General features: G+C 68.0%; 21 protein-coding genes. 7 read left to right on the forward strand and 14 right to left on the reverse strand.

Annotated features, from left to right (window positions below; genetic code table 11):
- Position 1: 1 nt before the first annotated feature.
- The 9 genes from mraY to ACPXB3_RS06570 all read right to left on the reverse strand — a co-directional run bounded on the left by mraY (position 2) and on the right by ACPXB3_RS06570 (position 9,561).
- Positions 2–1,099, reverse strand: coding sequence for a phospho-N-acetylmuramoyl-pentapeptide-transferase (gene mraY / locus ACPXB3_RS06530; RefSeq protein ID WP_425705861.1), 1,098 nt, complete (start codon positions 1,097–1,099; stop codon positions 2–4).
- 16 nt (positions 1,100–1,115) lie between these two features.
- Entirely contained in the window at positions 1,116–1,667 is a 552-nt protein-coding gene (locus ACPXB3_RS06535; protein WP_425705860.1) for a UDP-N-acetylmuramoyl-tripeptide--D-alanyl-D-alanine ligase, read from the reverse strand.
- Positions 1,664–3,337, reverse strand: a complete 1,674-nt coding sequence (locus ACPXB3_RS06540) for a UDP-N-acetylmuramoyl-L-alanyl-D-glutamate--2,6-diaminopimelate ligase (RefSeq protein ID WP_425705859.1) — start codon at positions 3,335–3,337, stop codon at positions 1,664–1,666. The genes ACPXB3_RS06535 and ACPXB3_RS06540 overlap by 4 nt, the downstream gene beginning before the upstream one ends.
- Before the next feature lie 141 nt (positions 3,338–3,478).
- Positions 3,479–5,374 carry a peptidoglycan D,D-transpeptidase FtsI family protein gene (locus ACPXB3_RS06545; protein ID WP_425705858.1) on the reverse strand — a complete coding sequence of 632 codons (1,896 nt, stop codon included), beginning with the start codon at positions 5,372–5,374 and terminating at the stop codon, positions 3,479–3,481.
- Positions 5,375–5,395: 21 nt separating this feature from the next.
- Complete coding sequence (locus tag ACPXB3_RS06550; protein WP_425705857.1) at positions 5,396–6,268, reverse strand: hypothetical protein; 873 nt, start codon at positions 6,266–6,268, stop codon at positions 5,396–5,398.
- Positions 6,265–7,206, reverse strand: coding sequence for a 16S rRNA (cytosine(1402)-N(4))-methyltransferase RsmH (rsmH, locus tag ACPXB3_RS06555; RefSeq protein WP_425727275.1), 942 nt, complete (start codon positions 7,204–7,206; stop codon positions 6,265–6,267). Before rsmH ends, ACPXB3_RS06550 begins: the two co-directional genes overlap by 4 nt.
- 289 nt (positions 7,207–7,495) lie before the next feature.
- Positions 7,496–7,936, reverse strand: coding sequence for a division/cell wall cluster transcriptional repressor MraZ (gene mraZ, locus ACPXB3_RS06560; RefSeq protein WP_425705856.1), 441 nt, complete (start codon positions 7,934–7,936; stop codon positions 7,496–7,498).
- A 552-nt stretch (positions 7,937–8,488) separates the two neighbouring features.
- Positions 8,489–8,893, reverse strand: coding sequence for a DUF3040 domain-containing protein (locus ACPXB3_RS06565; RefSeq protein WP_425705855.1), 405 nt, complete (start codon positions 8,891–8,893; stop codon positions 8,489–8,491).
- 200 nt (positions 8,894–9,093) lie between these two features.
- Entirely contained in the window at positions 9,094–9,561 is a 468-nt protein-coding gene (locus ACPXB3_RS06570) for an SAV_6107 family HEPN domain-containing protein (RefSeq protein ID WP_425705854.1), read from the reverse strand.
- A gap of 271 nt (positions 9,562–9,832) precedes the next feature.
- Between ACPXB3_RS06570 and ACPXB3_RS06575 the strand changes: the two genes are divergently transcribed.
- The 3 genes from ACPXB3_RS06575 to ACPXB3_RS06585 all read left to right on the forward strand — a co-directional run bounded on the left by ACPXB3_RS06575 (position 9,833) and on the right by ACPXB3_RS06585 (position 13,168).
- Positions 9,833–10,498, forward strand: a complete 666-nt coding sequence (locus ACPXB3_RS06575) for a GNAT family N-acetyltransferase (protein WP_425727118.1) — start codon at positions 9,833–9,835, stop codon at positions 10,496–10,498.
- Positions 10,495–12,123: a phytoene desaturase family protein gene (locus ACPXB3_RS06580; RefSeq protein WP_425727120.1), complete on the forward strand. Its 1,629-nt coding sequence runs from the start codon at positions 10,495–10,497 to the stop codon at positions 12,121–12,123. Before ACPXB3_RS06575 ends, ACPXB3_RS06580 begins: the two co-directional genes overlap by 4 nt.
- Before the next feature lie 85 nt (positions 12,124–12,208).
- Positions 12,209–13,168: an LppM family (lipo)protein gene (locus ACPXB3_RS06585; RefSeq protein WP_425705851.1), complete on the forward strand. Its 960-nt coding sequence runs from the start codon at positions 12,209–12,211 to the stop codon at positions 13,166–13,168.
- A 29-nt stretch (positions 13,169–13,197) separates the two neighbouring features.
- Here ACPXB3_RS06585 and ACPXB3_RS06590 read toward each other — a convergent pair whose 3' ends face one another.
- On the reverse strand, positions 13,198–14,178 hold the full coding sequence (locus tag ACPXB3_RS06590; protein WP_425705850.1) for a methylenetetrahydrofolate reductase: 981 nt from the start codon (positions 14,176–14,178) through the stop codon (positions 13,198–13,200).
- 134 nt (positions 14,179–14,312) lie between these two features.
- On the opposite strand from ACPXB3_RS06590, the gene ACPXB3_RS06595 reads away from it, so the two are divergent.
- Positions 14,313–15,449 (forward strand): polyprenyl synthetase family protein, encoded by a 1,137-nt coding sequence (locus ACPXB3_RS06595; RefSeq protein WP_425727122.1) that lies wholly within the window; start codon positions 14,313–14,315, stop codon positions 15,447–15,449.
- On the forward strand, positions 15,450–16,964 hold the full coding sequence (locus tag ACPXB3_RS06600) for an alpha-(1->6)-mannopyranosyltransferase A (protein ID WP_425727124.1): 1,515 nt from the start codon (positions 15,450–15,452) through the stop codon (positions 16,962–16,964).
- Positions 16,965–16,968: 4 nt separating this feature from the next.
- On the opposite strand, the gene ACPXB3_RS06605 is transcribed toward ACPXB3_RS06600, so the two are convergent.
- Positions 16,969–17,334 (reverse strand): Rv2175c family DNA-binding protein, encoded by a 366-nt coding sequence (locus ACPXB3_RS06605; protein ID WP_425705847.1) that lies wholly within the window; start codon positions 17,332–17,334, stop codon positions 16,969–16,971.
- A gap of 78 nt (positions 17,335–17,412) precedes the next feature.
- Between ACPXB3_RS06605 and ACPXB3_RS06610 the strand changes: the two genes are divergently transcribed.
- Positions 17,413–18,594, forward strand: coding sequence for a protein kinase domain-containing protein (locus ACPXB3_RS06610; protein ID WP_425727125.1), 1,182 nt, complete (start codon positions 17,413–17,415; stop codon positions 18,592–18,594).
- A gap of 37 nt (positions 18,595–18,631) precedes the next feature.
- On the opposite strand, the gene ACPXB3_RS06615 is transcribed toward ACPXB3_RS06610, so the two are convergent.
- Complete coding sequence (locus tag ACPXB3_RS06615; protein ID WP_425727126.1) at positions 18,632–20,041, reverse strand: class II 3-deoxy-7-phosphoheptulonate synthase; 1,410 nt, start codon at positions 20,039–20,041, stop codon at positions 18,632–18,634.
- Between the two features lie 92 nt (positions 20,042–20,133).
- Complete coding sequence (locus ACPXB3_RS06620; protein WP_425705844.1) at positions 20,134–20,625, reverse strand: polyadenylate-specific 3'-exoribonuclease AS; 492 nt, start codon at positions 20,623–20,625, stop codon at positions 20,134–20,136.
- Between the two features lie 63 nt (positions 20,626–20,688).
- On the opposite strand from ACPXB3_RS06620, the gene ACPXB3_RS06625 reads away from it, so the two are divergent.
- Complete coding sequence (locus ACPXB3_RS06625) at positions 20,689–22,029, forward strand: glycosyltransferase 87 family protein (protein ID WP_425705843.1); 1,341 nt, start codon at positions 20,689–20,691, stop codon at positions 22,027–22,029.
- Positions 22,030–22,044: 15 nt separating this feature from the next.
- On the opposite strand, the gene ACPXB3_RS06630 is transcribed toward ACPXB3_RS06625, so the two are convergent.
- Complete coding sequence (locus ACPXB3_RS06630) at positions 22,045–22,749, reverse strand: lysophospholipid acyltransferase family protein (protein ID WP_425705842.1); 705 nt, start codon at positions 22,747–22,749, stop codon at positions 22,045–22,047.
- Positions 22,750–22,814: the final 65 nt, after the last annotated feature.

Raw genomic sequence — 22,814 nt, forward strand, 5'->3', positions numbered from 1 at the left:
CTCAACCCCTGAGGGCCAGGAACTCGCCATAGAACAGCGACAGCCCCAGTGCGCAGGCGATCGCCGTCAGCAGCCAGAACCGGATGATCACCGTTGTCTCGGCCCAGCCGCCGAGCTCGAAGTGGTGATGGAACGGCGCCATTCGGAACACCCGTCGGCCGGTGGTGCGGAAGAAGGCGATCTGGATGACCACCGAGGCGATCTCGGCGACGAACAACGCGCCGATCACGACAGCGAGCAATTCGGTGCGCGTGGTGATCGACAGGCCGGCGAGCATCCCGCCGAGGGCGAGTGATCCGGTGTCACCCATGAAGATCTTCGCGGGAGCGGCATTCCACCACAGGAAGCCGAGACAGGCACCGCCACCGGCGACGGCGATCAGCGCGAGGTCCAGCGGATCGCGGACGTTGTAGCAGCCCTGCGGGATGTCGTTGGCCGGTTTCGCACCGCCCGAACATGCGTTGACGAACTGGAAGAACGCCACCAGCACGTAGGAGCCGAGCACCATGGCCATGGACCCGGCAGCCAGTCCGTCGAGGCCGTCGGTGAAGTTGACCGCGTTCGACCACGCCGCCACCACCAGCCACACGAAGATGACGAATGCGACCGACACCATCGAGACCGCGTCGATGTCGCGTACGTACGACAGATACGGGCCGGCCGGTGTGAGACCCGAGGCATTGCGGAATTGCAGCACCAGGATGCCGAACAGGATGGCCGCGACGAACTGTCCGATCGACTTCGCGGTCTTGTTCAGCCCGAGATTGCGATGCTTGCGGATCTTGATGATGTCGTCGAGGAATCCGACGATTCCCAACGCCGTCGCCAGACCGAGCACCAGCAGCCCCGATGCGCTGGGTCCGGAGCGGGAATCGGTGAACACTCCGGCGAGGTGCGCGCCGAAGTAGCCCGCCCACAACGCAATCAGGATCGCGACGCCGCCCATTGACGGGGTGCCGCGTTTGGTCTGGTGACTCTGCGGGCCCTCGACCCGGATCTCCTGACCGAAGCCCTGCCGCGAGAACAGCCGGATCAGCAACGGCGTGAGCATGATCGACACCGCCACCGCGATAGCCCCCGCGATGAGGATCTGGGTCACCTGAGCGTCCTCGCCTTCATTCGTTCGTTCCTGCGTCCGGAAGGGCCGGACGCAGGGTCACCTCGTGACCGAATCGCTGCCGCCACCGGTCTGCCAACTGCTGCACCGGAACTCCTGGCGCCGCCAGCAGGACCGTGTCACCCGGCTGCGGCATCCACTCCGGGTCCGTGCCGAGAATCTCGAGGGCTTCGGTGGCCGAGGAGGCCATCCGGACCTCATCTCCCCACGAACCCTCCATCACCGTGCCCTGGTACAGCGCGCGCACGGCCCTCGATGACCCTACGCACAGCACCTTGTCGACGGCGAGACGGACCGCCAGACGACCGACCAGGTCGTGTGCCACCGCACGCTGATTCTCGTCGACCGCACCGGCATCGTCGGTCACCAGCTCGCCCAGGACGGCCCAGGTACGGACGGCATCGGCGGACTGCGGTGCGGCGCCCACAGGTCCATCGGGCGCGGCCCGCCGGGCGCCGTCGGCCGATTCGACGAGGGTTCGCAGCGCCGACGTCACGTCATCGATCCGCGATGGCGCCGGCACGGCGATCACGGTGAGCGCGGCGCTCACCGTTGCGCTCCCGGCACCTGCGGTGCAGACCGCTCACGATGGCCGGAATAGGCGTTCGCCAATGCCTCACCGAGTACGAGCCGATCGTCGAAAGGATGTTTCACACCATCGATCTCCTGCCCCGGCTCGTGCCCCTTTCCTGCCACCAGGATGACGTCCCCGGGACGCGCCCACTCGACCGCCGCGCCGATCGCCGCCCGCCGGTCCCCGATTTCGCGGTGCTCGGCACCCGCGGGCACCTCGTCCGCGCCGACCGCGTCGACCCCGGCGACCATCGCTGCGCGAATCGCGGCGGGATCCTCGGTACGCGGGTTGTCGTCGGTGATGATGACCAGTTCCGCGCCGCGCGCGGCGGCCGCCCCCATCATCGGCCGCTTGCCGTGATCTCGATCGCCACCGGCGCCGATGACCACACCGATCCGTCCCGAGATCTGACCGCGCAAGGTTGCCAGTACCGCCTCGAGCGCACCCGGCTTGTGTGCATAGTCGACGATCGCGAGGAAGGGCTGGCCGCGCTCCACCCGTTCGAGCCGGCCCGGTACCGACACCGCCGCCTGGGCCTCGGCGGCCTGGCCGGCACCGACCCCGGCGGCGACCGCAACCGCCACCGCGAGTGCGGCATTGGCGACGTTGTATCGCCCGGGCAGCCCAAGCACGAGCTCCACGCCGCTGCGGCCGGGACCGGCAAGCGTGACGCGTTGCGACCCATCGGCTTCGACGGTGGAAGGTCCGGCCCGCCACTGCGCGCCGACATCGGTCGTCGACACCGTCACCGGTGTGATCGATGTACCGGCGGCGGCGAGTTCGGCCATGCGCCGACCCCATTCGTCGTCCACGCACACCACCGAGCGGACCGCCCGGGTGGACGAACCGGAGACGAACAACCGGGCCTTCGCCTCGAAGTACGCGCGCATGGTCGGATGGAAATCGAGGTGATCCTGCGAGAGATTGGTGAACGCCCCGACCGCGAAATGTGCACCGTCGACGCGGCCGAGCGCCAGTGCGTGGCTCGACACCTCCATCACCACCGCATCGACACCCCGTTCGACCATCGCCGCGAGCATGCCCTGCAGCGTCGGTGCCTCCGGGGTGGTCAGCGAACTGGGTACCGCCACCCCGTCGACCCGTGTCTCCACGGTGCCGATGAGCCCCACCGAATGTCCGGCCGCCAGCAGCGCCGCCTCGACCATGTAGGAGGTCGTCGTCTTGCCGGAGGTACCGGTGATCCCGATGAGTTTGAGTCGCTGGGACGGGTTGCCGTACACGCGGGCGCTCAGTCCGCCGAGGACGCTGCGCGGATCGGAATGCACCAGTACCGCGCAGCCGGCGTCGGTAGGCAGCGACCGGGCCAGCTCCATGCGGCCGGCGGGATCGGTCAGCACGGCGGTCGCACCGCGTTCGACCGCTTCGGCGGCGAATCGAGCGCCGTGGGTGCGCGCGCCGGGCAACGCAGCGAACAGGTCGCCGGCCCGAACGTCCTGGGCGCGCAAGGACACGCCGGTCACGGCGGTCGTCGCCGTCGCGTCGCCGACCAGATCGACCCGCGCGCCGGTGGCCTGCGAAAGCACCCGCACCTCGGTGGGATCCACATGCTGGGGTCGGCTCAGATCGGTCGGCCGACGGTCCCTCGACGAGCCGGTGCGTCGAGACGATCCGCGTTCGGATGCCATGTCGCCGATCGCCTCCTCTCACCCGTCGATGACGGCCGGGGACCGGCGTGGCCGGTGCCGTCTGAAACCCGCATGAACGCACTCACGATACCGTCAACACCTCGGGCGATTCCGCCGCGGGTTGTGCAGTGTCAGACGATGTCACGAGGCCTGCAGGATCAGTCGGGGCGCCGGGTGGGGCGATTGGGGAATCCGGTCGTGCTGCAGAATGAACGACGCAATCGAGCTGAACAGCGGCGCCGCGGACTGCCCACCGGAACCATCGGAGCTGCGCTTGGGATTGTCGAGCATGATGCCGACGACGAACCGCGGGTCATCGGCCGGGGCGATCCCGGCGAAGGTGATGTTGTAACTCGAGTTCGAGTAGCAGCCGCAGGCCGGGTCGACCTGCTGGGCGGTGCCGGTCTTGCCCGACAATTGATATCCGGGTACCGCGCCCTTGGCGCCGGTACCGGTCTGCTCGCCCGTCGGGTCGTCCTGGAACACCGCGCGGAACATGTTGCGAACCGTCTCGGCGGTCTGCGGGCTGACCACCTGCACGCCCTGCGGACGCGGATCCTCGGTGGCATCGTGACCCGCACGCTGCTCGGACCGCAGAATGCGCGGCGGGATCCGCAGCCCGTTGTTGGCGATGGCCTGATACATGCCGGTCATCTGCAGCAGTGTCATCGAAAGTCCCTGGCCGATCGGCAGATTCGCGAAAGACCCACCCGACCACTGGCTCAGTGCCGGCACCTCGCCACCACTCTCCGCAGGCAGCCCGACGCCGGTGATCTGGCCGAGACCGAATCGGTTCACCATGTCCGCGAAACGCTCCTCGCCGACCTGTTGGGCCAGCATCAGCGTCCCGACGTTGGAAGACTTACCGAAGATGCCGGTCGTGGTGTACGGCGCGACGCCATGGGTCCACGCGTCGTTGACGGTCACGCCGGCCATCCGGATGCTGCCCGGAACCTGGTGAACCTGTTCGGGAGTGGTCAGGCCGTATTGGATCGCGGCCGAGGCGGTGATGACCTTGTTGACCGATCCGGGTTCGAACGGAGAGGTCACGGCCGGATTTCCGAGGTCGGCGCCCGGCTGGTCCGCCAACGGCTTCGACGCATTGAACGTGCCGTCATTGGCCATCGCGACGACCTCGCCGGTCTTGGCGTCGAGCACGACCGCCGACGCCGACTTCGCACCGGAGGCCGCCTTGGCCTTCATCACCTCGGTCTGCACGAACCACTGGACGTCGGAATCGATGGTCAGTTGAACGGTGGCACCGTCGATCGCCGGATGCACGTTGCGTGTGGAGCCAGGAATGGTCGCACCATCGGAACCGCGGTCATAGGTCCGCGAACCATCGGTGCCGGCGAGCGCCGAATCCAGCGACGCCTCGAGGCCGATGAGGCCGTTGCCGTCGTAGTTGACGTCACCGATGATGTTGGCGGCCAAAGACCCGCCGGGATAGAGCCGGACGCTCTGCGGGTCTGCTCCCACCTCGGGATAATCCGCGGTGATCCGCGCCGCCACGTCCGGACTGACCGAGCGGGCCAGGTACACGAACGTCTCGTCGCTGGTGAGCTTCTTGTACAGGTCGTCGGCGCTGATCGATCCGCCCAGGGCCGTCGAGACACCGGCGGCGATCTGGTGCAGCCGGGTGTCGACGTCGGGCAAACTCGGATTGCCCTTGTGCGCCGCGGCGATCGAGTTGCGAACTGCCTTGGGCAGGAACGTCAGTGACCGCGCCTCGTCGGTGTAGGCCAGCGGCCGTCCGTTGCGGTCGAGGATCGCCCCGCGCTTGGCGGTCAGGATCTGCGTGTACTCACGCTGCTGGGCGGCCTGCTGCGCAAGTGCCGGGGCCTCGATGGTGTGTACGACCACCATCCGGATCGCGACGGCCACCACCGCCAGTACGACCACGACCCCCGCGATACGACTGCGGACGAGGAAGGTCTGCGTCCGCCCCCGAGGCCGGCGCGGCGGGGGCGGCGAGCCGCCTGCCCCGCCTGCAGCCGATCGGCCGGAGGTGACTGGCCGGGTCACACGTGTCGTCATGGTCGTCAATTGTCCACCGCGCTAACGACTCTGCGGCGAATTTCCGCCCGGCGGGTTGCCGGAGGCGGGTGCCGGCGCCGACTGCGGCAGCACATTGGGGGCCGGGGTCGGCGCGGCGCCGGGCTGCGCGGTGGGTGCCGGACCGGCAGCCGGCGGGGCAGGTGTCGGGTTAGGGGCAGGTGTTGGATTAGGGGCAGGAGCAGGCGCACTCGGCGACGAGGCGGCACTCGGTGCCGCGCCCGGCGTTCCGCCGAGCCCCACGGAGTCATCGACCTTGTTGGGGTCGATCCGCGAGGTCGGATTCGGTTGATCGGCAGGATTGATCGATGGCATCCGCTTGCCGGTCGCCGGCTCGGGATCGCCGACGACCCGCGGCTTGCCGTCCGGACCGATTACCATGCGCGCCGGGTTCTGGGCCGGTACCATCCCGAGCTGCGCTGCCGCATCAGCCAATTCGGGTGCCGAATTACCCGATTCGAAAGTTCGCTTGAGAGCGTCGTTGCGGTCCTGCAATGTCTGGTTCTGCTGTCGCGCCACACCGATCTCATACGAGTCCTGAGCTGCTTTGGTCGACAGCAACAGACTCAGACCGAGGCCCAGAGCGAGCACCGCGAGCACCGGAACCACGAACGGCACCCGAGAAAGACGTTGGGCCACAGTGATCCGCGCAGTCCGCTGGGCAGCGGGGGCGATCGGTTCGGACCGCGCGCCTCGCCTCGGAGATCTCGCCTCGGCGGCCAGTCGCTTGCCGCGTCGGTCGATTGCGCGTTGAGCCGCACGCGACCGGTGCGAGCGGTCGGCGGTCCCCCGAGAACGGCGAGCACCACCATCGATGGTGTCAGAATTCTTGTCGCGCAACCGATCCTGGCGATCAATGTCGTCGAGAAGGGTCATGCCACCTCCTCCTCGGCGATACGTTCGATCACGCGGACCCGGACCGGCGCCGACCGCGGGTTCGTGTCGATTTCCTGTTGGTCCGCGCGTTCGGCACCACGGGTGACGAGTCGAAAGCGGGGTGCGGTTCCGGGCAATTCGACGGGTAGTCGGGCCGGCGATGTCGAGGTCGTCCGTAAGGCGAACTCGCGCTTGACGATCTTGTCTTCGAGGGATTGATAACTCATCATCGCGACGCGGCCTCCGACTCTCAATGCCGCCAGCACGGCCGGCACCGCCTGGCGGAGGGCGACCAGCTCTCCGTTGGCCTCGATACGCAGCGCCTGAAAGGTGCGTTTCGCGGGATGACCTCCGGTGCGACGAGTGGCCGCCGGAATCGTGGAATAGAGCAATTGCACCAAACGCGCACTGGTCGTGAAGGGTTCGCGTTCGCGTTCGCGCAGCACCGCCGAGGCGATCTTTCCGGCGAAGCGCTCGTCGCCGTATTCGGAAAGAATGCGGGCGAGCTCTCCATGTGAGTAGGTGTTGAGGACATCGGCTGCGGTCATCGGCCCCTCGGGGTCCATGCGCATGTCCAGCGGTGCATCGACGGCGTAGGCGAAGCCACGTTCAGCCTGATCGAGTTGCATCGAGGAGACTCCGAGGTCGTACAGGGCGCCGTCGACGCGGTCGATCCCGGCCTGCGCGAGTACGGCGGGCAGCTCGTCGAAACGCGCCTGGTGCAAGGTGATCCGGTCGCCGAAGGAAGCGAGGCGCTCCCGCGCGATCGACAGAGCTGCGGCGTCCCGGTCGATCCCGACCACCCGGACCGAGGTGAATTTGCGGAGAATCAGTTCGCTGTGTCCCCCCGCCCCGAGAGTGGCATCGACGAAAACCGGCTGGGCGACTGCAGCATTGACGAGCGCAGGCTCCAGTAGCGAGACGATTCGCCCAGCCATCACCGGGACATGTCCGTGTTCACCGGAACGACGGGACGGCGTGGCGTCGACGCCCGATCCGTTGTCGTCGTTCTGCGGTGTCACCGACCTACCTCCGAGTACGCCGATCCCGTGGCCCAAGGCCGGCTGATGGGACCGGATGTCGTGTGTTGGCTGCGGCGGATTCTGGTGGAGCGGGGTCCCGACCCGATCACGCACCTGGCGTTGGGGAAGTACGCCAGGGTCGGACCGGGTCGAGGCCTCGTGCCACCGGAAGCCATGTGCATCTGTCCGGCACTTTTCGACTCGGCTAGAGCACCGCGCTCAATGCCGCGGAGTTCGCCGCCGAGAAGTTCTCCTCATGCTGGCTCTGGTAGTCGCGCCATGCCTGCGCGTCCCAGATCTCCAGGTGATCGAAACTGCCGATCACCACACACTCCTTGGACAGTCCCGCGTACTGCCGATGTTCGGCGGACACGGTGACCCGCCCCTGCCCATCGGGTCGCTGTTCATCGGTGCTGGCAAAGAAGTACCGCTGGAAGGCGCGCGCTTCGGGATCGTTGCGCGAGGCCTCCATCGTCTTCTCCGCGATCGCATCGAACTCGTCGGCCCGATACACCGACAGGCTGTGGTCCTGACCGCGTGTGACCATGACCCCTCCTGCCAGTGCGTCGCGAAACTTGGCGGGCAACGTGAGTCGCCCTTTGTCGTCCAATTTCGGCGTGTAGGTACCGACAAATCGCATCGACATATCGGCACCTCCTGCCCACCGGAATCGGCGTTCCGATCGCCTCTCCCAGTGCCGCCCACACTACCCCACTTTCCACCACTTTCCACCCCTTGCTCCCCACTCACCCACCACTCCCGCCGAAAACCGCAGTTCAGTGCGATTTCTAACGCGATGAGACCCGCGCGTCGCGTCGTGTCGCGACCGACGTCGGCAATGTATTGAAGTGACGCCAGATCACTCACGTGCCTGGTGGGGTCACTTTGGCGGGCCGGTGGGGCGCCGTGGGGATCGGGGTGGGGCGCCGTGGGGATCGGGGTGGGGAAGGATGTGCAGGAATGAACGGGCTCCGGTCCTCCGACGCTCTGAAACCGCCCCAGCCCGACGGGCTCCCCAGTCCGACGGGCTCCCCAGTCCGACGGGCTCCCCGGATACGACAACAGCCGCACACCTGAGGGTGTGCGGCTGTGGTCGGTTGTCAGTCGTGAGGCACGCCTGCTGAGCCGTGCGGGCGCCTACGTCGCCGGCGTTGTTCCTATGTCGCAGTTGTCGGCAATGTCACTCGCGCGGACAGGTTCATTCCTGCTCGAAGCGACGGTTGAAACGATCTTCCATCCGCTCGGAAAACTTCCGTTTTGGCGTCGATGGCTTCGATCCGCGGCCACGCGTGCCACCGTCAGAGGCCGACGAGGCCCCCTTACCGGGTCGGCCGCCCCACAACGCGAGGAGCGCGGCGGCAAACATCACCAGGAAGCCGATAAGACTCAAGATGGGGAATCCGCCCACGTCGAGTCCGGTGATGGGACCCACGACCAACAGCGCCAGGCCGATGACGAAAACGACGGCTGCCTGCAGGCGGCGACGACCTGTCGAACGTCCGAGACGACGACGTGTGACGCTGGACGCAAACTTCGGGTCCTCGGCGTACAGAGCGCTTTCGATCTCTTCGAGCATGCGCTGCTCGTGCTCTGAGAGTGGCACCGACCCTCCTTAACTGTTACCGACGAGCCATCGACGCGATGTCCGCCGCGATACTCGCCCGATGACTATCCTCGCGGCCTGGTGACCATGATACGAGGTGATTCCGGTGGCGACCACCATTACCGTATTCGCGGGATCGTTTTTGTGCTCACCGCCGTCGTCGTGCGCTAACACCGCCCGCGACGGGACGTCTCGCCATGTCATGCGGGGTGCGCCAGCGAGCGCGATCCAGGAGCCCCTCCGCCTTGCTCGTAGGCGATCACCAGACCCTCGACCGTGTCGAGAAACGTCAACACGAGACGGTGCAGCTCGGCGACGACCACCGGGTCCACCCGGCGCTCGATCCCGGCCTCGATATTCATCCGAAGAGACGACCACGCGCAAAACCGGCCGGCCTGATCTGCGAGCTCGGGCACGACCGCAGCCAGGCGATTCCACGCGTTCGACGACAGCCCGCGCGTCGAGCGACCGTAAGCGGGCTCACCGATGGCCAGCGCGGCACCCGCGGCTCGCAATGCAGTCAGATACAACTGGCGGAAGCGTTCGGCGTCATCGGCGATTCCGCTCGCGTTGTCGAGGAGGTTGTCCGCGCGTTCGAGGAGTCCGCGGGCACGGCCCACCACAACCGGATCCACCTGCGCCCGATGCGTCGTCCGACGTGTCATCATGGGCTCCCTCCTTCGGGTGCGGAGCCGCCCATCGGCGACTCGACTCGGTCAACGCGATCCGGTGGCAGGCGCTTCCCTCGCCCACCGCCGGATGGCGTCGGTCGTCGGGTGAAGGCGAACAGCTTGCGGAGGCACATTCATCGAACACCCGTTCGACAGTTTCAATATAGCCAGATCTGCTCTCGGGATCAAGATGCCCGAAGCCACCGACAAAAATGTCCGCGAGGGCGCACGAGAGACCCGGTCCACGACCGATCAGAGAGGATGGGACGTGACTGTCCGCCTGGCCCGCCTCGAGCAACGCGACTGCGCGGTGTGGCTCGGGCCCGCACTCGAGATCTACGTCACCGCGATGAACTACCCCCGCGGCACCGAGATGCATCGCGCGGGGCTGTGGCGCGAGCACATCGCCCGCCCCGGATGGAACGCCTACGGCGCAATCGCCCACGCGCCCCCCGCGGAGTCGACCTCGATGGACCTCGCCCGCCGCCGGCTGCGTCACCCGGTGTCCCCGGCCCAGGACGAAGTACTCGTCGGGATCGCCTACGGCTATCGCGGCGCGCGAGACCAATGGTGGAATCAACAACTGCGCGCCGGTCTTCGGACGTCGGGGCGCGATCCGCGGGTTGTCGACGCGATCACCGACGACTATTTCGAGCTGACCGAATTACATGTACACCCCACGGCACAGGGAAACGGCATCGGCCAGTGGCTGCTCCGCCAGTTGCTCGCCGACCGCCCTGAACGCCAAGTGCTCTTGTCGACTCCCGAGATCCCGGCCGAGCAGAATCGCGCGTGGTCGCTGTACCGCCGGCTCGGATTCGCCGACGTGCTGCGCAACTTCACCTTCACCGGCGATCCACGGCGCTTTGCCTTCCTCGGCCGACAGCTGCCGTTGATCGAGCCCGCACCCGCCCCGCCCGACGCGACACGATGAACAGTCACCATCGGGTGGTCGACGCCATCGTCGTCGGTGCCGGACACAACGGCCTGGTCTGCGCCGCCTATCTGGCCCGCGCCGGCCGATCGGTCCGCGTCCTCGAGCGCGACACCGTTCCCGGCGGCGCGGTGTCGACGGTCGAGCGGTTCCCCGGCTACCGGGTCGATCGCGGGTCATCGGCGCACCTGATGATCCGGCACTCGCCGGTCCCCGACGAACTCGGCCTCAGTGACGCGGGACTGACCTACCTCGACTGCGATCCGTGGGCGTTCTGCCCGGCCACCGACACCGCACCGGCAATCGTGTTCCGCACCGACCTCGACGCCACGTGTGCGTCCATCGAGCGGTCCTGCGGGCGCGCCGACGCCGACGCCTACCGCGCCTTCGTGGCCACCTGGACACCGCGCGCACAAGCCCTCATGCGCTCCTTCTACGAACCCGCGACGCCGGGCCGTTTCGCACGCACCTTCGGCGGTCTGGGTCATACCGCGACCACCGCGCGTTCGGGTCCGCTCGGAGCGCGCTCGGGACGGCTGATGTCCCTGACACAGGAGCTGATGGCCTCCGGCGACGCCTTGTTGGACCGTTGGTTCGCCTCCGAACATCTCAAGGCCGCCCTGGCCTGGTTCGGCGCACAATCCGGCCCACCGATGAGCGCCCCGGCGACGGCACCGATGATCGGATTCGCCGCCCTGATGCATCAGATCCCACCGGGTCGGGCCGTGGGCGGCAGCGGTGCGCTCACCGACGCACTCCTGCGTCGCCTCGCCGCGGACGGCGGCGAGGTGGAAACCGACGCGCCGGTCACCGAGATCACCCGGTGCACCGACCACTGGCGGGTACGGGGCGCCGGTGGCGACAGCTGGTGTGCGGACACGGTCATCAGCGCGTGCCACATCATGACCACACTGGATCTGCTGGGCGCCGGCGGCTTCGACGCGGACCTGCTGGCGCGCTGGCGATCGGAGATCGCGGTCGGCACGGGCATCGGCATGGCCGTCCGGCTCGGCACCCGCGAGCTGCCCACCTATCGCGGCCTACCCACCGACCTTCCGGCGCATGGCGTGCACTCGGCCCTCGGCCTCCTCGTCACCGACCGCCGCCAACTGCGCCGGGCCGAGGCCGCCGCGGCGCTCGGCGAACTGCCTGCCCGGCCCGCCTGCGTGGCGATGAGTTTTTCCGGAATCGATCCGACGCTCGCCCCACCCGGACGCCATCTGGTCAATCTGTGGGCCCAATGGCACCCCCGCCATCTCGCCGACGGCACCGAGTGGTCGCGCGCCGCGTCGGTGGCAGGTGAGGCCGTCATCGCCGAGGTCGAGCGCCACGCCCCCGGCTTCGCCGAGGGCATCGAACACCGGCACGTGCAGACGCCGGAATCGCTGGAGACGGAGCTGGGCCTCGTCGGCGGGAACATCATGCATGTCGAGATGTCGATCGACCAGATGTTCATGCTGCGTCCGCATCCGGATCTGTCCGGCCACGAGGTCCCCGGCGCCGGCGGGATACTGCTCGCCGGGGCATCGACGCACCCCGGCGGTGGGGTCACCGGGGCGAGTGGACGCATCGCCGGGCGGGCCGCCATCGCACGCAGCGGCCGCCGCGGGCGCCCGCGACGCTGACCGGCGGCCCGGAATCGGCCCGCCGATCGATACACGCGGTTGCGCCTGCGGCCGTGACCACTGTCGGGTCTGGCACGATGAGCACGTGCGTCCGCCGATCCCCCGCCTGAGCCCATCCCGCGCGTCTGCCCTCCTGTTCGCGGTCATGCTGCTCATCGCGGCCCCGCTGATGTCGGGTTGTCTGGAACGATCCACCACTGTCGGTGACCGCTTCGCCGGCAGCGTGATCGTCGCGACGACACCGGACAACCCCGGTGGGGCACCGCAATTCGACATCCCCGAATCGATGCGGGGCAACATCGCGGTCTCGGAGTACCGCCAGCACACCCCTTCGGAGAGCTCTGCGGCTCCGAGTTCGGTGCCACCGGGCGCCGGTAGCGGTAACAGCAACCAGGGTCTGATCGGCAGTCGTGCGACGTTCAGCAACCTCACCACCGGGCAGCTCGGCCAGCTCGGCGACATCGTGGCGGATGCATTCGGCGACACCTCGATGACCATGGAGCTCGGCGCGAAACGCAGCGGCGAGGTGGTGCGCTTAACGGGTTCGGCCGATCTCAACGGGCTCATCCCGCGGCGGGACTACCTCAAGTTCACGATCTCCTTCGCCGGACCGATCAGCGCAACCAACGGCGATCAGAACACCGACACCTCCGTCTCGTGGACGCCAGAGCCGGGCAAACCCGCCAACTTCACCGCCGAGGCCACCTACGCCGACCCGTCGACGGCCGCCTTCGGTGGCTGGACGTGGCTGATGATATTGATCTGCGCGGCCGTGGTCCTCGTCGTGATCCGGCTCGCCTACGTCTCCCGTGATCGCCGACCACGGCCCGGTCGGCCCGTCGACGGATCGCCGGGCGCCGGGAAGTCATCCGGCAACGGACTGCGAGGTCTGTTCGGAAGGGGCGCGGGGTCCTCGAAGACGACCGGGAAGAGCTCGGCCGGCCCCTCGGGTGCGACCGGCTCAGTCGATGCCGACAAGGCCACTGCCACGTCGGCATCCGAGAGTCATCCGGTACCCCCGGCCGGTGGCCCGAACAAGTCCTGAGCGATGGCGTCGGGCGCGGCTCCGGTAACTCAGCGCGCGGCGACGGCAGGTAATGCGTCGTGAGTGTCGACGCCGAGACGCTCGAGCACCTCACATGTGGCCTTGGCGAAGTTCAGACTGCAGAAATGCAGTCCGGGAACGCCTTCGGCGATCAGCCGCTGCGCGGTTTCGGTGGCGAAGTCGATGCCGACGGCGCGGACGGCCGCGCGATCCTCCTCCGGGCCGTCGCCTGCGGCGGCGGCGAAACGGGACTCGACGGCCGACGGGATCACCGACCCCGACAGCTGTGTCATTCGCCGCGCGCTGGCCAGTGAGGTGATCGGCATGATGCCCGGGATCAACGGTTTGGCGCCCTGTTCCGGGTCGGCACGCGCCACGCGGTCACGCAGGCGCAGGAAGTCCTCGACGTCGAAGAACATCTGGGACACCGAGTACTCGGCTCCCGCACGCAGTTTGCCGACCAGGACCTCGGTGTCCTCGTCGAGGTCGCGGGCGCGATGGTGTCCCTCGGGGAACGAGGCCACGCCCACATGGAAGTCACCGAGCCGGGAGATCAGTTCGACGAGTTCGCTCGCGTACTCCACACCCGCCGGGTGAGCAACCCACTCGCCGAGTGGGTCACCAGGTGGATCACCGCGCAGTGCAAGCAGATTGGTGATGCCCCGATCGGCGTAGGAGCCGATGAGGGCACGCAGTTCGGCGATGCTGTGATCGACGGCGGTCAGGTGCGCGACGGTCACCAGTGTCGTCTGCGTGGCCAATTCCCCGGCGATGCGCACCGTCCGGTCCCGGGTCGATCCCCCGGCCCCATAGGTCATCGACACGAACGCGGGATCGAGCCGTTCGAAGACACGTACCGCCCGCCACAAACGGGCCTCGGCCTCGTGATCGCGCGGCGGGAAGAACTCCACCGAGAAGTGCACGACACCATTGGACGGCGGCGTGGCGAGGCGCTCGACGACCGATGGCGCCGGTACGGATGAGGTCACCGCGCCATTGTACGTATGCATGATCGGCCGTCGACGACCCCGACCCGCCGCGGCGGCCACCGGCGCAGGACGTGTGCGGCGCGCCGCGGCGGGGATGTGCGGCGCGCCGCGGCGGGGATGTGCGGCGCGCCGCGGCCGATGTCTAGCCTGATGGGGTGAGCACCGCCCCGCTGCCGACCTCGTTGTCGGAGGTACCCGCCGCCGCCGGTGCGGTCCTCGATGATTTTTTCGACATCACCCTTCCGGTCACCCGCACCATCTCTCCGGTGGTCGGACAGGCCGCCGAGGTGGTCGCCGACTTCGTGCGCCTCGGCGGCAAGCGGGTGCGTCCCACCTTCGGGTACGCGGGCTGGTTGTGCGGTCTGAGCAGTCCCGACCGCCGGCCACCGATTCCCGAGCAGCTCGGCTCCGACGCATTACGGGTCTGTGCCGCACTGGAATTGGTGCAAGCGTGTGCACTCATCCACGACGACATCATCGATCATTCCGACACCCGCCGGGGCCGCCGCACGGTGCATCGACTCTTCGCCGCCCACCATCGGGATGCGGGCTGGTCCGGCGACGCCGACGATCATGGTGTCGCCGCAGCCATCCTCGCCGGCGATCTCGCACTCGCCTGGGCCGACGACCTCCTCGGCGGGCACACCCCGGCCCGGCGGCCGGTCACGGTAGCGCCGAGCCCACTGCCCGCGGAGGTATCTGCGGTGTGGTCGGCCATGCGCACCGAGGTCCTCGGCGGGCAGTATCTCGACATCGTCAACGAGGTCAGCGGCGACGAGACGGTCGAATCCGCCTACCGCGTCATGGAATTCAAGACCGCGGCGTACACAGTCGCACGTCCCCTCGAACTCGGCGCCCGGATGGCGGGCGCTCCCGACGAGCTGCTCGACGACCTGCGTTCGGTGGGACACGACCTCGGGATCGCCTTTCAGTTGCGCGACGACATGCTCGGGGTGTTCGGCGATCCGCAGGTCACCGGTAAACCGTCCGGCGACGACCTCGCCGAGGGCAAACGCACCGGACTTCTCGCGATCGGTCTGCGCCGCGCCGACGAGCAGGATCCCGCCGCAGCGCGGTCACTGCGCGCGGCCCTCGGGCACCGGCTCGGGCCCGGGGAACTGGCCCGGGTACGCGAGACCTTGGTCGACCTCGGCGCGGCCGCCGAGGTGGAGCGGCATGTCGACGACCTGCTCGGGACGGCCGTCGTCCGCCTCGAGCACGCCGCGATCGACGAGGACATCCGAGCCGAGCTGATCGCGATGGCCGGGCGGATCGCCCATCGTGAGGCCTGAATGACCGCCTCCGAAGCCCCGGTCCGGTCCGCACCGACACGCCGGCCGCTGTCTGCCGACCTCCGCGTCGGCCTTCTCGGCTCGATCCTGGTGTGCCTCGGCGGCTTCTCGGTCGCCGACATCCCGCGCAATCATCCCGGTCTATCGAGTCTGGGACTCGACGCGATCACCTATGGGCACGGAAAGACCTTGGGCGCCATCGTTTTCTGGGTCGGGGTGGCCGCGATGATCTTCGCGTGGGTGCGCCTGGGACGGCAATTGTGCGATCCCGCCATCCCCGATTCGCATACCCCGAGTGTCGCGACGCTGCGCTGGACCGTGCTCGGATGGTCGGTGCCCCTGTGCCTGACCGTCCCGCTGTTCAGCCGCGACGTGTATGCCTATCTCGGCCAGGGAGCGGTCTTCGTCGCGGGATTCGACCCCTACGCCGACGGTCCGGCACATCATCCGGGACCGGTACTCGACAGCATGGCGCAGGTGTGGGCCTCGACGACCGCACCGTACGGGCCGATGTTCATGGCCATCACCCGCGGCGTCGCCGAGGTCTCCGGCGACCACGTTCTCACCGGTGTCTGGCTGATGCGGCTGGTCCTGTTGCCCGGATTGTTGTTGTCGCTGTGGGCCATTCCGCGCCTCGCAACTCACTTCGGTGCATCGCCGAAGGCCGGGCTCTGGCTGGCGCTACTGAATCCGATGGTATTGATCCATCTGGTCGGCGGTCCGCATGTCGAACTGCTGATGATGGGGGTGCTCGCGGCCGGACTGGCCCTGACCGTGCAGGGCCGCCACGTCGCCGGCCTGACCGTCCTCGGATTGGCCGTGTCCATCAAGGTCACCGCCGGGGTGGCGATCCCCTTCGTGTTGTGGATCTGGCTGTCGCACATCCGCTCCCAGCGTCCGGTCACCCCGACCGACGTGGCCCGCGTTCTCGCGGTGGTGATCGCCGTGCCCGTCGCGGTCTTCGCGGCATGGACCGCGGCGCTCGGACTCGGACTCGGCTGGCTGACCGGTCTGGGCTGGGCCGATCAGATCATCAACTGGTTCACCCTGCCCACCGCCGCCGCCCATCTGGTGACCCTGCTGGCGGCACCGTTCACCTCACTGAATCTCTGGCCGGTACTCACCGTCACCCGCGCGATCGGCGCGGTATCCCTCGCCATCATCCTGGTGGTCTTGTGGTGGCGCTTTCGCCGGGACGAACGATCGGCGATGGCCGGTCTGGCATGGGCGATGCTCGCGGTACTCATCCTCGAACCCTCGACGCTGCCGTGGTACTACACCTGGGTCCTCGTCGTCGCGGTCGCGTTCACCCTGCCCGGTTGGGTGCGCGCAGTGGTGGTGGGCATCTCGACGTTCATGTTGATCGTCTTTCAGCCCGACGACTCGATCGTGTTCTACAAACTGCCCGAGGTGCTCTTGGCCGCCGCACTTTCGGTGCTCGCCGCGGTGTCACTGGTGCATCCCGATCCACTACGTCTCGGTCAGGGCGCGCGCCGGCTCTGGGGTAGGTCCTGAGAACTCAGAACGCCTGCGCCTGGGCGCGCCGGATGACCTCCCGCGCCGAATGGGTGTGCAGCGCGGCCGCCGGGTGCATGTCGAGGTCCTCCTGCACCGTGAACAACCAGCGTATCGCCTCGTCCCGGCCGAATCCCCCGTCCATCAACACGTCGACGAGCCCGGTGAAGTGCTTGGCGATGCCGAGGTCGTCGAAGAACAGACGCGGCACCACGGGCTGCCCGTCACGGGAGATGGCCAGCAATCGGTGATCGCGGATCAGGGTGCGTACCCGGCTCGTCGACACGCCCAACCGGTCGGCCACCTCGTCGAGCGAATAGGTGTCGGCCTCGGTGGGGATGATGTCGGGCGAGAGCGGCAGTGAACTCACCGTCCAGACACTACCGTCTGCCACGCCGTAGGTGGTCACCGACTCGTCACGCCGTGGTGCACGGGTAGATTCACTGACGTGCAGGCAGGGGTCGACGAGTTGATCGGAGCGGTACTGGAGGACCGCTACCGTATCGACGCGCCCATCGCCCGGGGCGGGATGTCGGCGGTATACCTGGGTCTGGATCTGCGCCTGGGGCGCGACGTCGCGGTCAAGGTGATGGACACCCGCTACGCGTCGGACCCACAGTTCTTGCGCCGCTTCGAATTCGAGGCCCGGGCCGTCGCCGGGCTCAAACATCCCGGACTCGTCGCCGTCTACGACCAGGGCATCGATGACGGCGTCGCCTTCCTGGTGATGGAACTCGTCGAAGGCGGCAGTGTGCGTGAATTGCTGCGTGAACGTGGCCCGATGCCGCCGCACGCGGTCGTCGCCGTCGCCGATCCGGCACTCGGCGGTCTGGGCACCGCGCATGCCGCCGGTCTGGTCCACCGCGACGTCAAACCCGAAAACGTCTTGATCTCCGACGCCGGCGAGGTCAAGGTCGCCGACTTCGGGCTGGTGCGCGCCGTCGCCGAGTCGAGTGTCACCTCGGCCAGCGTGATCCTCGGCACCGCGGCCTATCTCTCGCCCGAACAAGTCGAGTCCGCGCATGCCGACGCCCGCAGCGACGTCTACTCCATGGGCGTGATGGTCTTCGAATTACTCACCGGCCGTACGCCCTTCCGCGGTGACACGCCGCTCTCCCTGGCATACCAACGGCTGACCTACGACGTCCCGGCCCCCGGCGACGTGATCGCCGGGGTTCCGGTCGAGCTCGACGAGGTGGTGCTCCGCGCCACCGAGCGCCGTCCCGCCGACCGCTACGCGAACGCCTTCGAGATGCGTGCGGCGCTACTCGACGTGGCCGACGAACTCGACCTGCCGCCGTTCACCGTGCCGGCCCCCCGACGCTCCGCCGAACGGGAGACGATGGCGCGTCAACGGGCAGTGGCCGCCCGCCAGCCCACCCGGGTTGCGTCCGCTCCGTCCACCGAACCCGCACGGCCCGCGACGAAGGCCTCGGCGGCCATCCCGGAGGCTGCGGGCGGTGACGCCCGATGGGAGGTGGGTGCCCTTCCCGCGGGGGCCGATTCGCCGGATCACGATGCGGCCGATGGCCGGGTCCGCACGCTCATCTGGCTGGTGCTCGTGCTGATCACGGCAACGGCCGCGGGCGGCGTCGGGTGGTGGGTCGGCTCATCACTCATCCTGACGTGAGCCGCCTGACGGTGAGCGCGCAGCCGCGCAACATCTCTCAGCCGCGCAACATCTCGGCGACCAGGAACGCCAACTCCAGCGACTGTTGGGTGTTGAGCCGCGGGTCGCACGCCGTCTCGTAACGTCCGGCCAGATCGAGATCCGAGATGTCCTGTGCCCCACCGAGGCACTCCGTGACGTCCTCACCGGTGAGTTCGATGTGGATGCCGCCGGGATGGGTGCCCAGCGCGTGGTGCACCTCGAAGAAGCCCTGCACCTCGTCGACGACCCGATCGAAGTGACGCGTCTTGTATCCGGTGGGCGACGAGTGGGTGTTGCCGTGCATCGGATCGCTCTGCCAGATCACCTTGTGTCCACTGGCCTCGACCGCCGTGACGATCGGCGGCAGCACCTCGCGCACCTTGCCGTTGCCCATGCGTGCGACCAGGGTGAGCCGGCCCGACTCGTTGTGCGGGTCGAGTCGTTCGACGTATTCGACGGCCTGCTCGGGGGTCGTCGTCGGCCCGATCTTGACGCCGATCGGGTTGCTGATCAGTTCGGCGAAGGCGATGTGGGCCCCGTCGAGCTGACGGGTGCGTTCACCGATCCACAGGAAGTGTGCCGACAGATCGTAGAGCACCTTGCCGTCGGCGCCCCGCCCGTGCGCCCCGTCGGGCTCGTCGGCCAGGCGCAGCAGCGCCCGCTCGTAGTCGAGGACGAGCGCCTCATGGGACGCGAAGATGTCGGCGGCGCCCAGCGACGAGTCGGTGACACCGCACGCGTCCATGAAACGCAGTCCCCGGTCGATCTCCGACGCGAGCGCCTCATAGCGGGCGCCGGCCGGTGAGGTGCGCACGAATTCGCGGTTCCAGTCGTGGACGCGTCGCAGGTCGGCTTCCGAATGTGTAAGAGCGCGCACCAGATTCATCGCGGCCGCGGCATTGGCGTAGGCGCGGACCAGCCGTGAGGGATCGTGGGCCCGGGTGCGCTCTTGCGCCGGGAAGCCGTTGACCATGTCGCCGCGGTAGGACGGCAGCCCCAGTGCGTCGGTGTCGGACGAACGCGGCTTGGCGTACTGCCCGGCGATCCGGGCCACCTTGACCACCGGCAGACTCGCTCCGTAGGTCAACACCACCGCCATCTGCAGCAGCGTGCGGATGTTGCCCTTGATGTGCGGTTCGGTATTGGCGGCGAAGGTCTCCGCACAGTCCCCACCCTGCAGGAGGAAGGCACGGCCCTCGGCGACCTCGGCCAGCTGCGCCGACAGCGAGCGAACCTCGGCGGGCATGCAGATCGGCGGCACGCTCTCGAGTACGGTGCGCATGCGCCGGGCATCGTCTGCAGGCCAGCTCGGCTGCTGCAGTGCCGGTCGATTCATCGCGTCGGCGAAACGCGATTGGAGATCGCCGGGCAGCGCCGGAAGTTCGGGAAGTTCGTCGATCGGAACGTCTACGGTCCAGTTCACCACCGCTCCAGGGTAGCGATGCGCACTGCGAATACCCGCATCGGCCGCTCGGGACCCAGTGCCTGGCGATCCGGACGGTGGCCGTACCCGAGGCCTCACCTGCCCGCCGGACGGACCTCCTCGATCGCCTGCCACTTGCGCCGGTTGTGGCGAGCATCGCTGAGCGCATCGTGGGCGTCGGCCGGCGCCGGGGGCAATGGGGGGCGGCCCGCGTACTCCCAGTGCTGGCGCAGCTCCCTGGTGAAGCGCGGGATCTGACGCGGCAGAGCGGTCATCGGCCCCCACAACTGGCACAGCACCACGTGGTCGTAGGCCCCGACCCACGCCCACAGTTCGACCTCGCCGGGCTCCGCCGTGAGGAACTCGAGGAGCTCATCGCGAATCTGCCGCCGGGAGCGCCACACCGACGCCGCCGGTGACGGCAGCTTGGGCAGCACATGTGCCCGTACCCAGTCACCGGCCCGGCCGGGATCGAACTCGGTGGACACCGCGTAGAATTCTCGCCCGTCCTCCGCCACGACACCGATCGAGATGAGTTCGATCGTGGTGCCATCCTCGATAAACTCCGAATCGTAGAAGAACCGCATACTGGTAAGTATCACCCGCCGCGGCAGCGAGGCCGCCGCCGGAGAGGAAACGAAGAGCCCGTCATGACGACAATGCTGACCGCGGTGGACGAGTGGCTGCGCCGCTGGTCGCCGACCCGGCGTGTCCGCGTCGTCATCGGCGTGATCTTCGCCGCCTCCGCCGGCATGCAGATGTTCGGGGTTCCGTTCACCTCGAGTTTCGCCACTCGCACCCGCATCGACCTGGACGTCTACCGGATCGGCGCCCAGATCTGGCAGCAGGGCCAGAGCCTCTACGCCGACGGCTCGATGCCCTTCACCAGCGACGGGATCTGGCTTCCGTTCACCTACCCGCCGTTCGCGGCTCTGGGCTTCGTACCGTTGGGCGCTATGCCGCTGCCGGTGGCCGGGGTGGTGATGTCGGTGTTCACCATCGGCCTGCTGGTGTTGAGCCTGCACATCGTGCTGTCCCTGATCTCGGTGGGCACCCATGGCAATCGGTGGTGGCTGGCGACATTGATCGCCGCAGGCGCGCTGTGGCTCAATCCGGTGTGGATGACCCTGGGATTCGGGCAGGTCAACGTCATCCTGATGGCGATGATCCTCGTCGACGTGTTCGTCGTCGCCCGGATGCGCCGACCCTGGGGCCGGGCACAAGGCATCCTGGCCGGCCTGGCGTCGGCGATCAAGTTGACGCCGTTGGTCTTCATCGGCGTATTCGCCGCCGCCGGCCGCTGGCGAGCGGCCGCGACCGCCGGCCTCGCCTTTGTCCTCGCCGGCGCGTTCGCCTGGGTATGGCTGCCCGGCGATTCGCTGGGATATTGGACGCACACCCTGTTCCACACCACCCGCATCGGCGATCCGGCCGGCCGGATCAACCAGAACCTCAACGCAGCCTGGGTGCGACTGCTGCCCGGACTCGACGGACAGATCGCCTGGGTGATCAGCTCGTTGGCCATCACGGCACTCATGGTGTGCGCGGTACGCGCCTGCCGCCCCCGCGAGTCGTTCCGTGCGGGCGCGAACGCGTCGGCACGCGTCAACGCGGTCCTGGCCACCTGTGCGATCGCGGTGTGGGGTCTGCTCGTCTCGCCCACGTCCTGGGCCCACCACTGGGTGTGGGCGATCCCGCTGATCGTGACCGCACTCGCCGTGTCGGCTCGTACATCGTCACGCGCCACCCGCGTGGCCTATCTGGTGCTCGCGGTCGTCGGCGTGATCCTGTTCTCGCTCGGACCGTTTCAGTTCCTGCCGCAGAACTCGTCGTCGTGGTCGGCGCCGGCTCAAATCGTCGGCAGTTCATACTCGATCTGGGGTATCGCGGCACTGGTGGTGCTCTGGCGCTTGCCATTTCACAGTGCCGATGAGGCAGATGACGACGATGCCGCCAAGCGGCGAGCGCTCGCCGACACCCCGATCAGTTGAGGTGACGAGCCGGCCTCAGGCCGCCGGTGTCGCTTCCTGGCTCTCGGCGGGCTTGTCCTTGAGGCTGGCGGCGTAGACGTCAACATACTGCTGACCCGACAGGCGCATCAGCTCGTACATGATCTCATCGGTCACCGCACGTTCGATGAAGCGGTTGCCCTGCATGCCCTCGTAGCGGTCGAAGGACAACGGCGTGCCGACTCGCACGGTGACCTTGGTCGGCCGAACCCGCACGGTGCCAGGCGGGTTGAACTTGTTGGTGCCGATCATTGCGACCGGGATCACCGGCACGCCCGTCTCCAGCGCAATGCGCGCAAGGCCGGTCTTGCCCTTGTAGAGGCGGCCATCCGGGGAGCGGGTGCCCTCGGGATACATGCCCATCAGCTCACCCTTCTCGAGCTGTCGGCTGGCGGCGGTCAATGCACCGGCTGCGGCCTCGGCGCCGGAGCGGTCGATGGGGATCTGCCCGACGGCGGTGTAGAACCAACGCTGGAAACGGCCCTTGAGTCCGGTGCCGCTGAAGTATTCGGCCTTGGCCAAGAAGTAGATGCGGCGGGGACACATCAACGGGAGGAAGAAGCTGTCCATCACGGCCAGGTGATTACTGGCCAGGATCGCCGGCCCGCGGACGGGGATGTTCTCCAGTCCTTCGATCGTCGGGCGCCCGAACAACCGGAGCAGCGGGCCCAGCAGCACGTATTTGAACGTGTGGTACCACATGTGTCACTACCCTTCATCACGCCGACGAGCGCTTCGACGCGACTCGACCCGGTTGTGAACTCTAC

The organism is Gordonia sp. DT219, assembly GCF_049847065.1.
In the GTDB taxonomy this organism is placed as follows: domain Bacteria; phylum Actinomycetota; class Actinomycetes; order Mycobacteriales; family Mycobacteriaceae; genus Gordonia.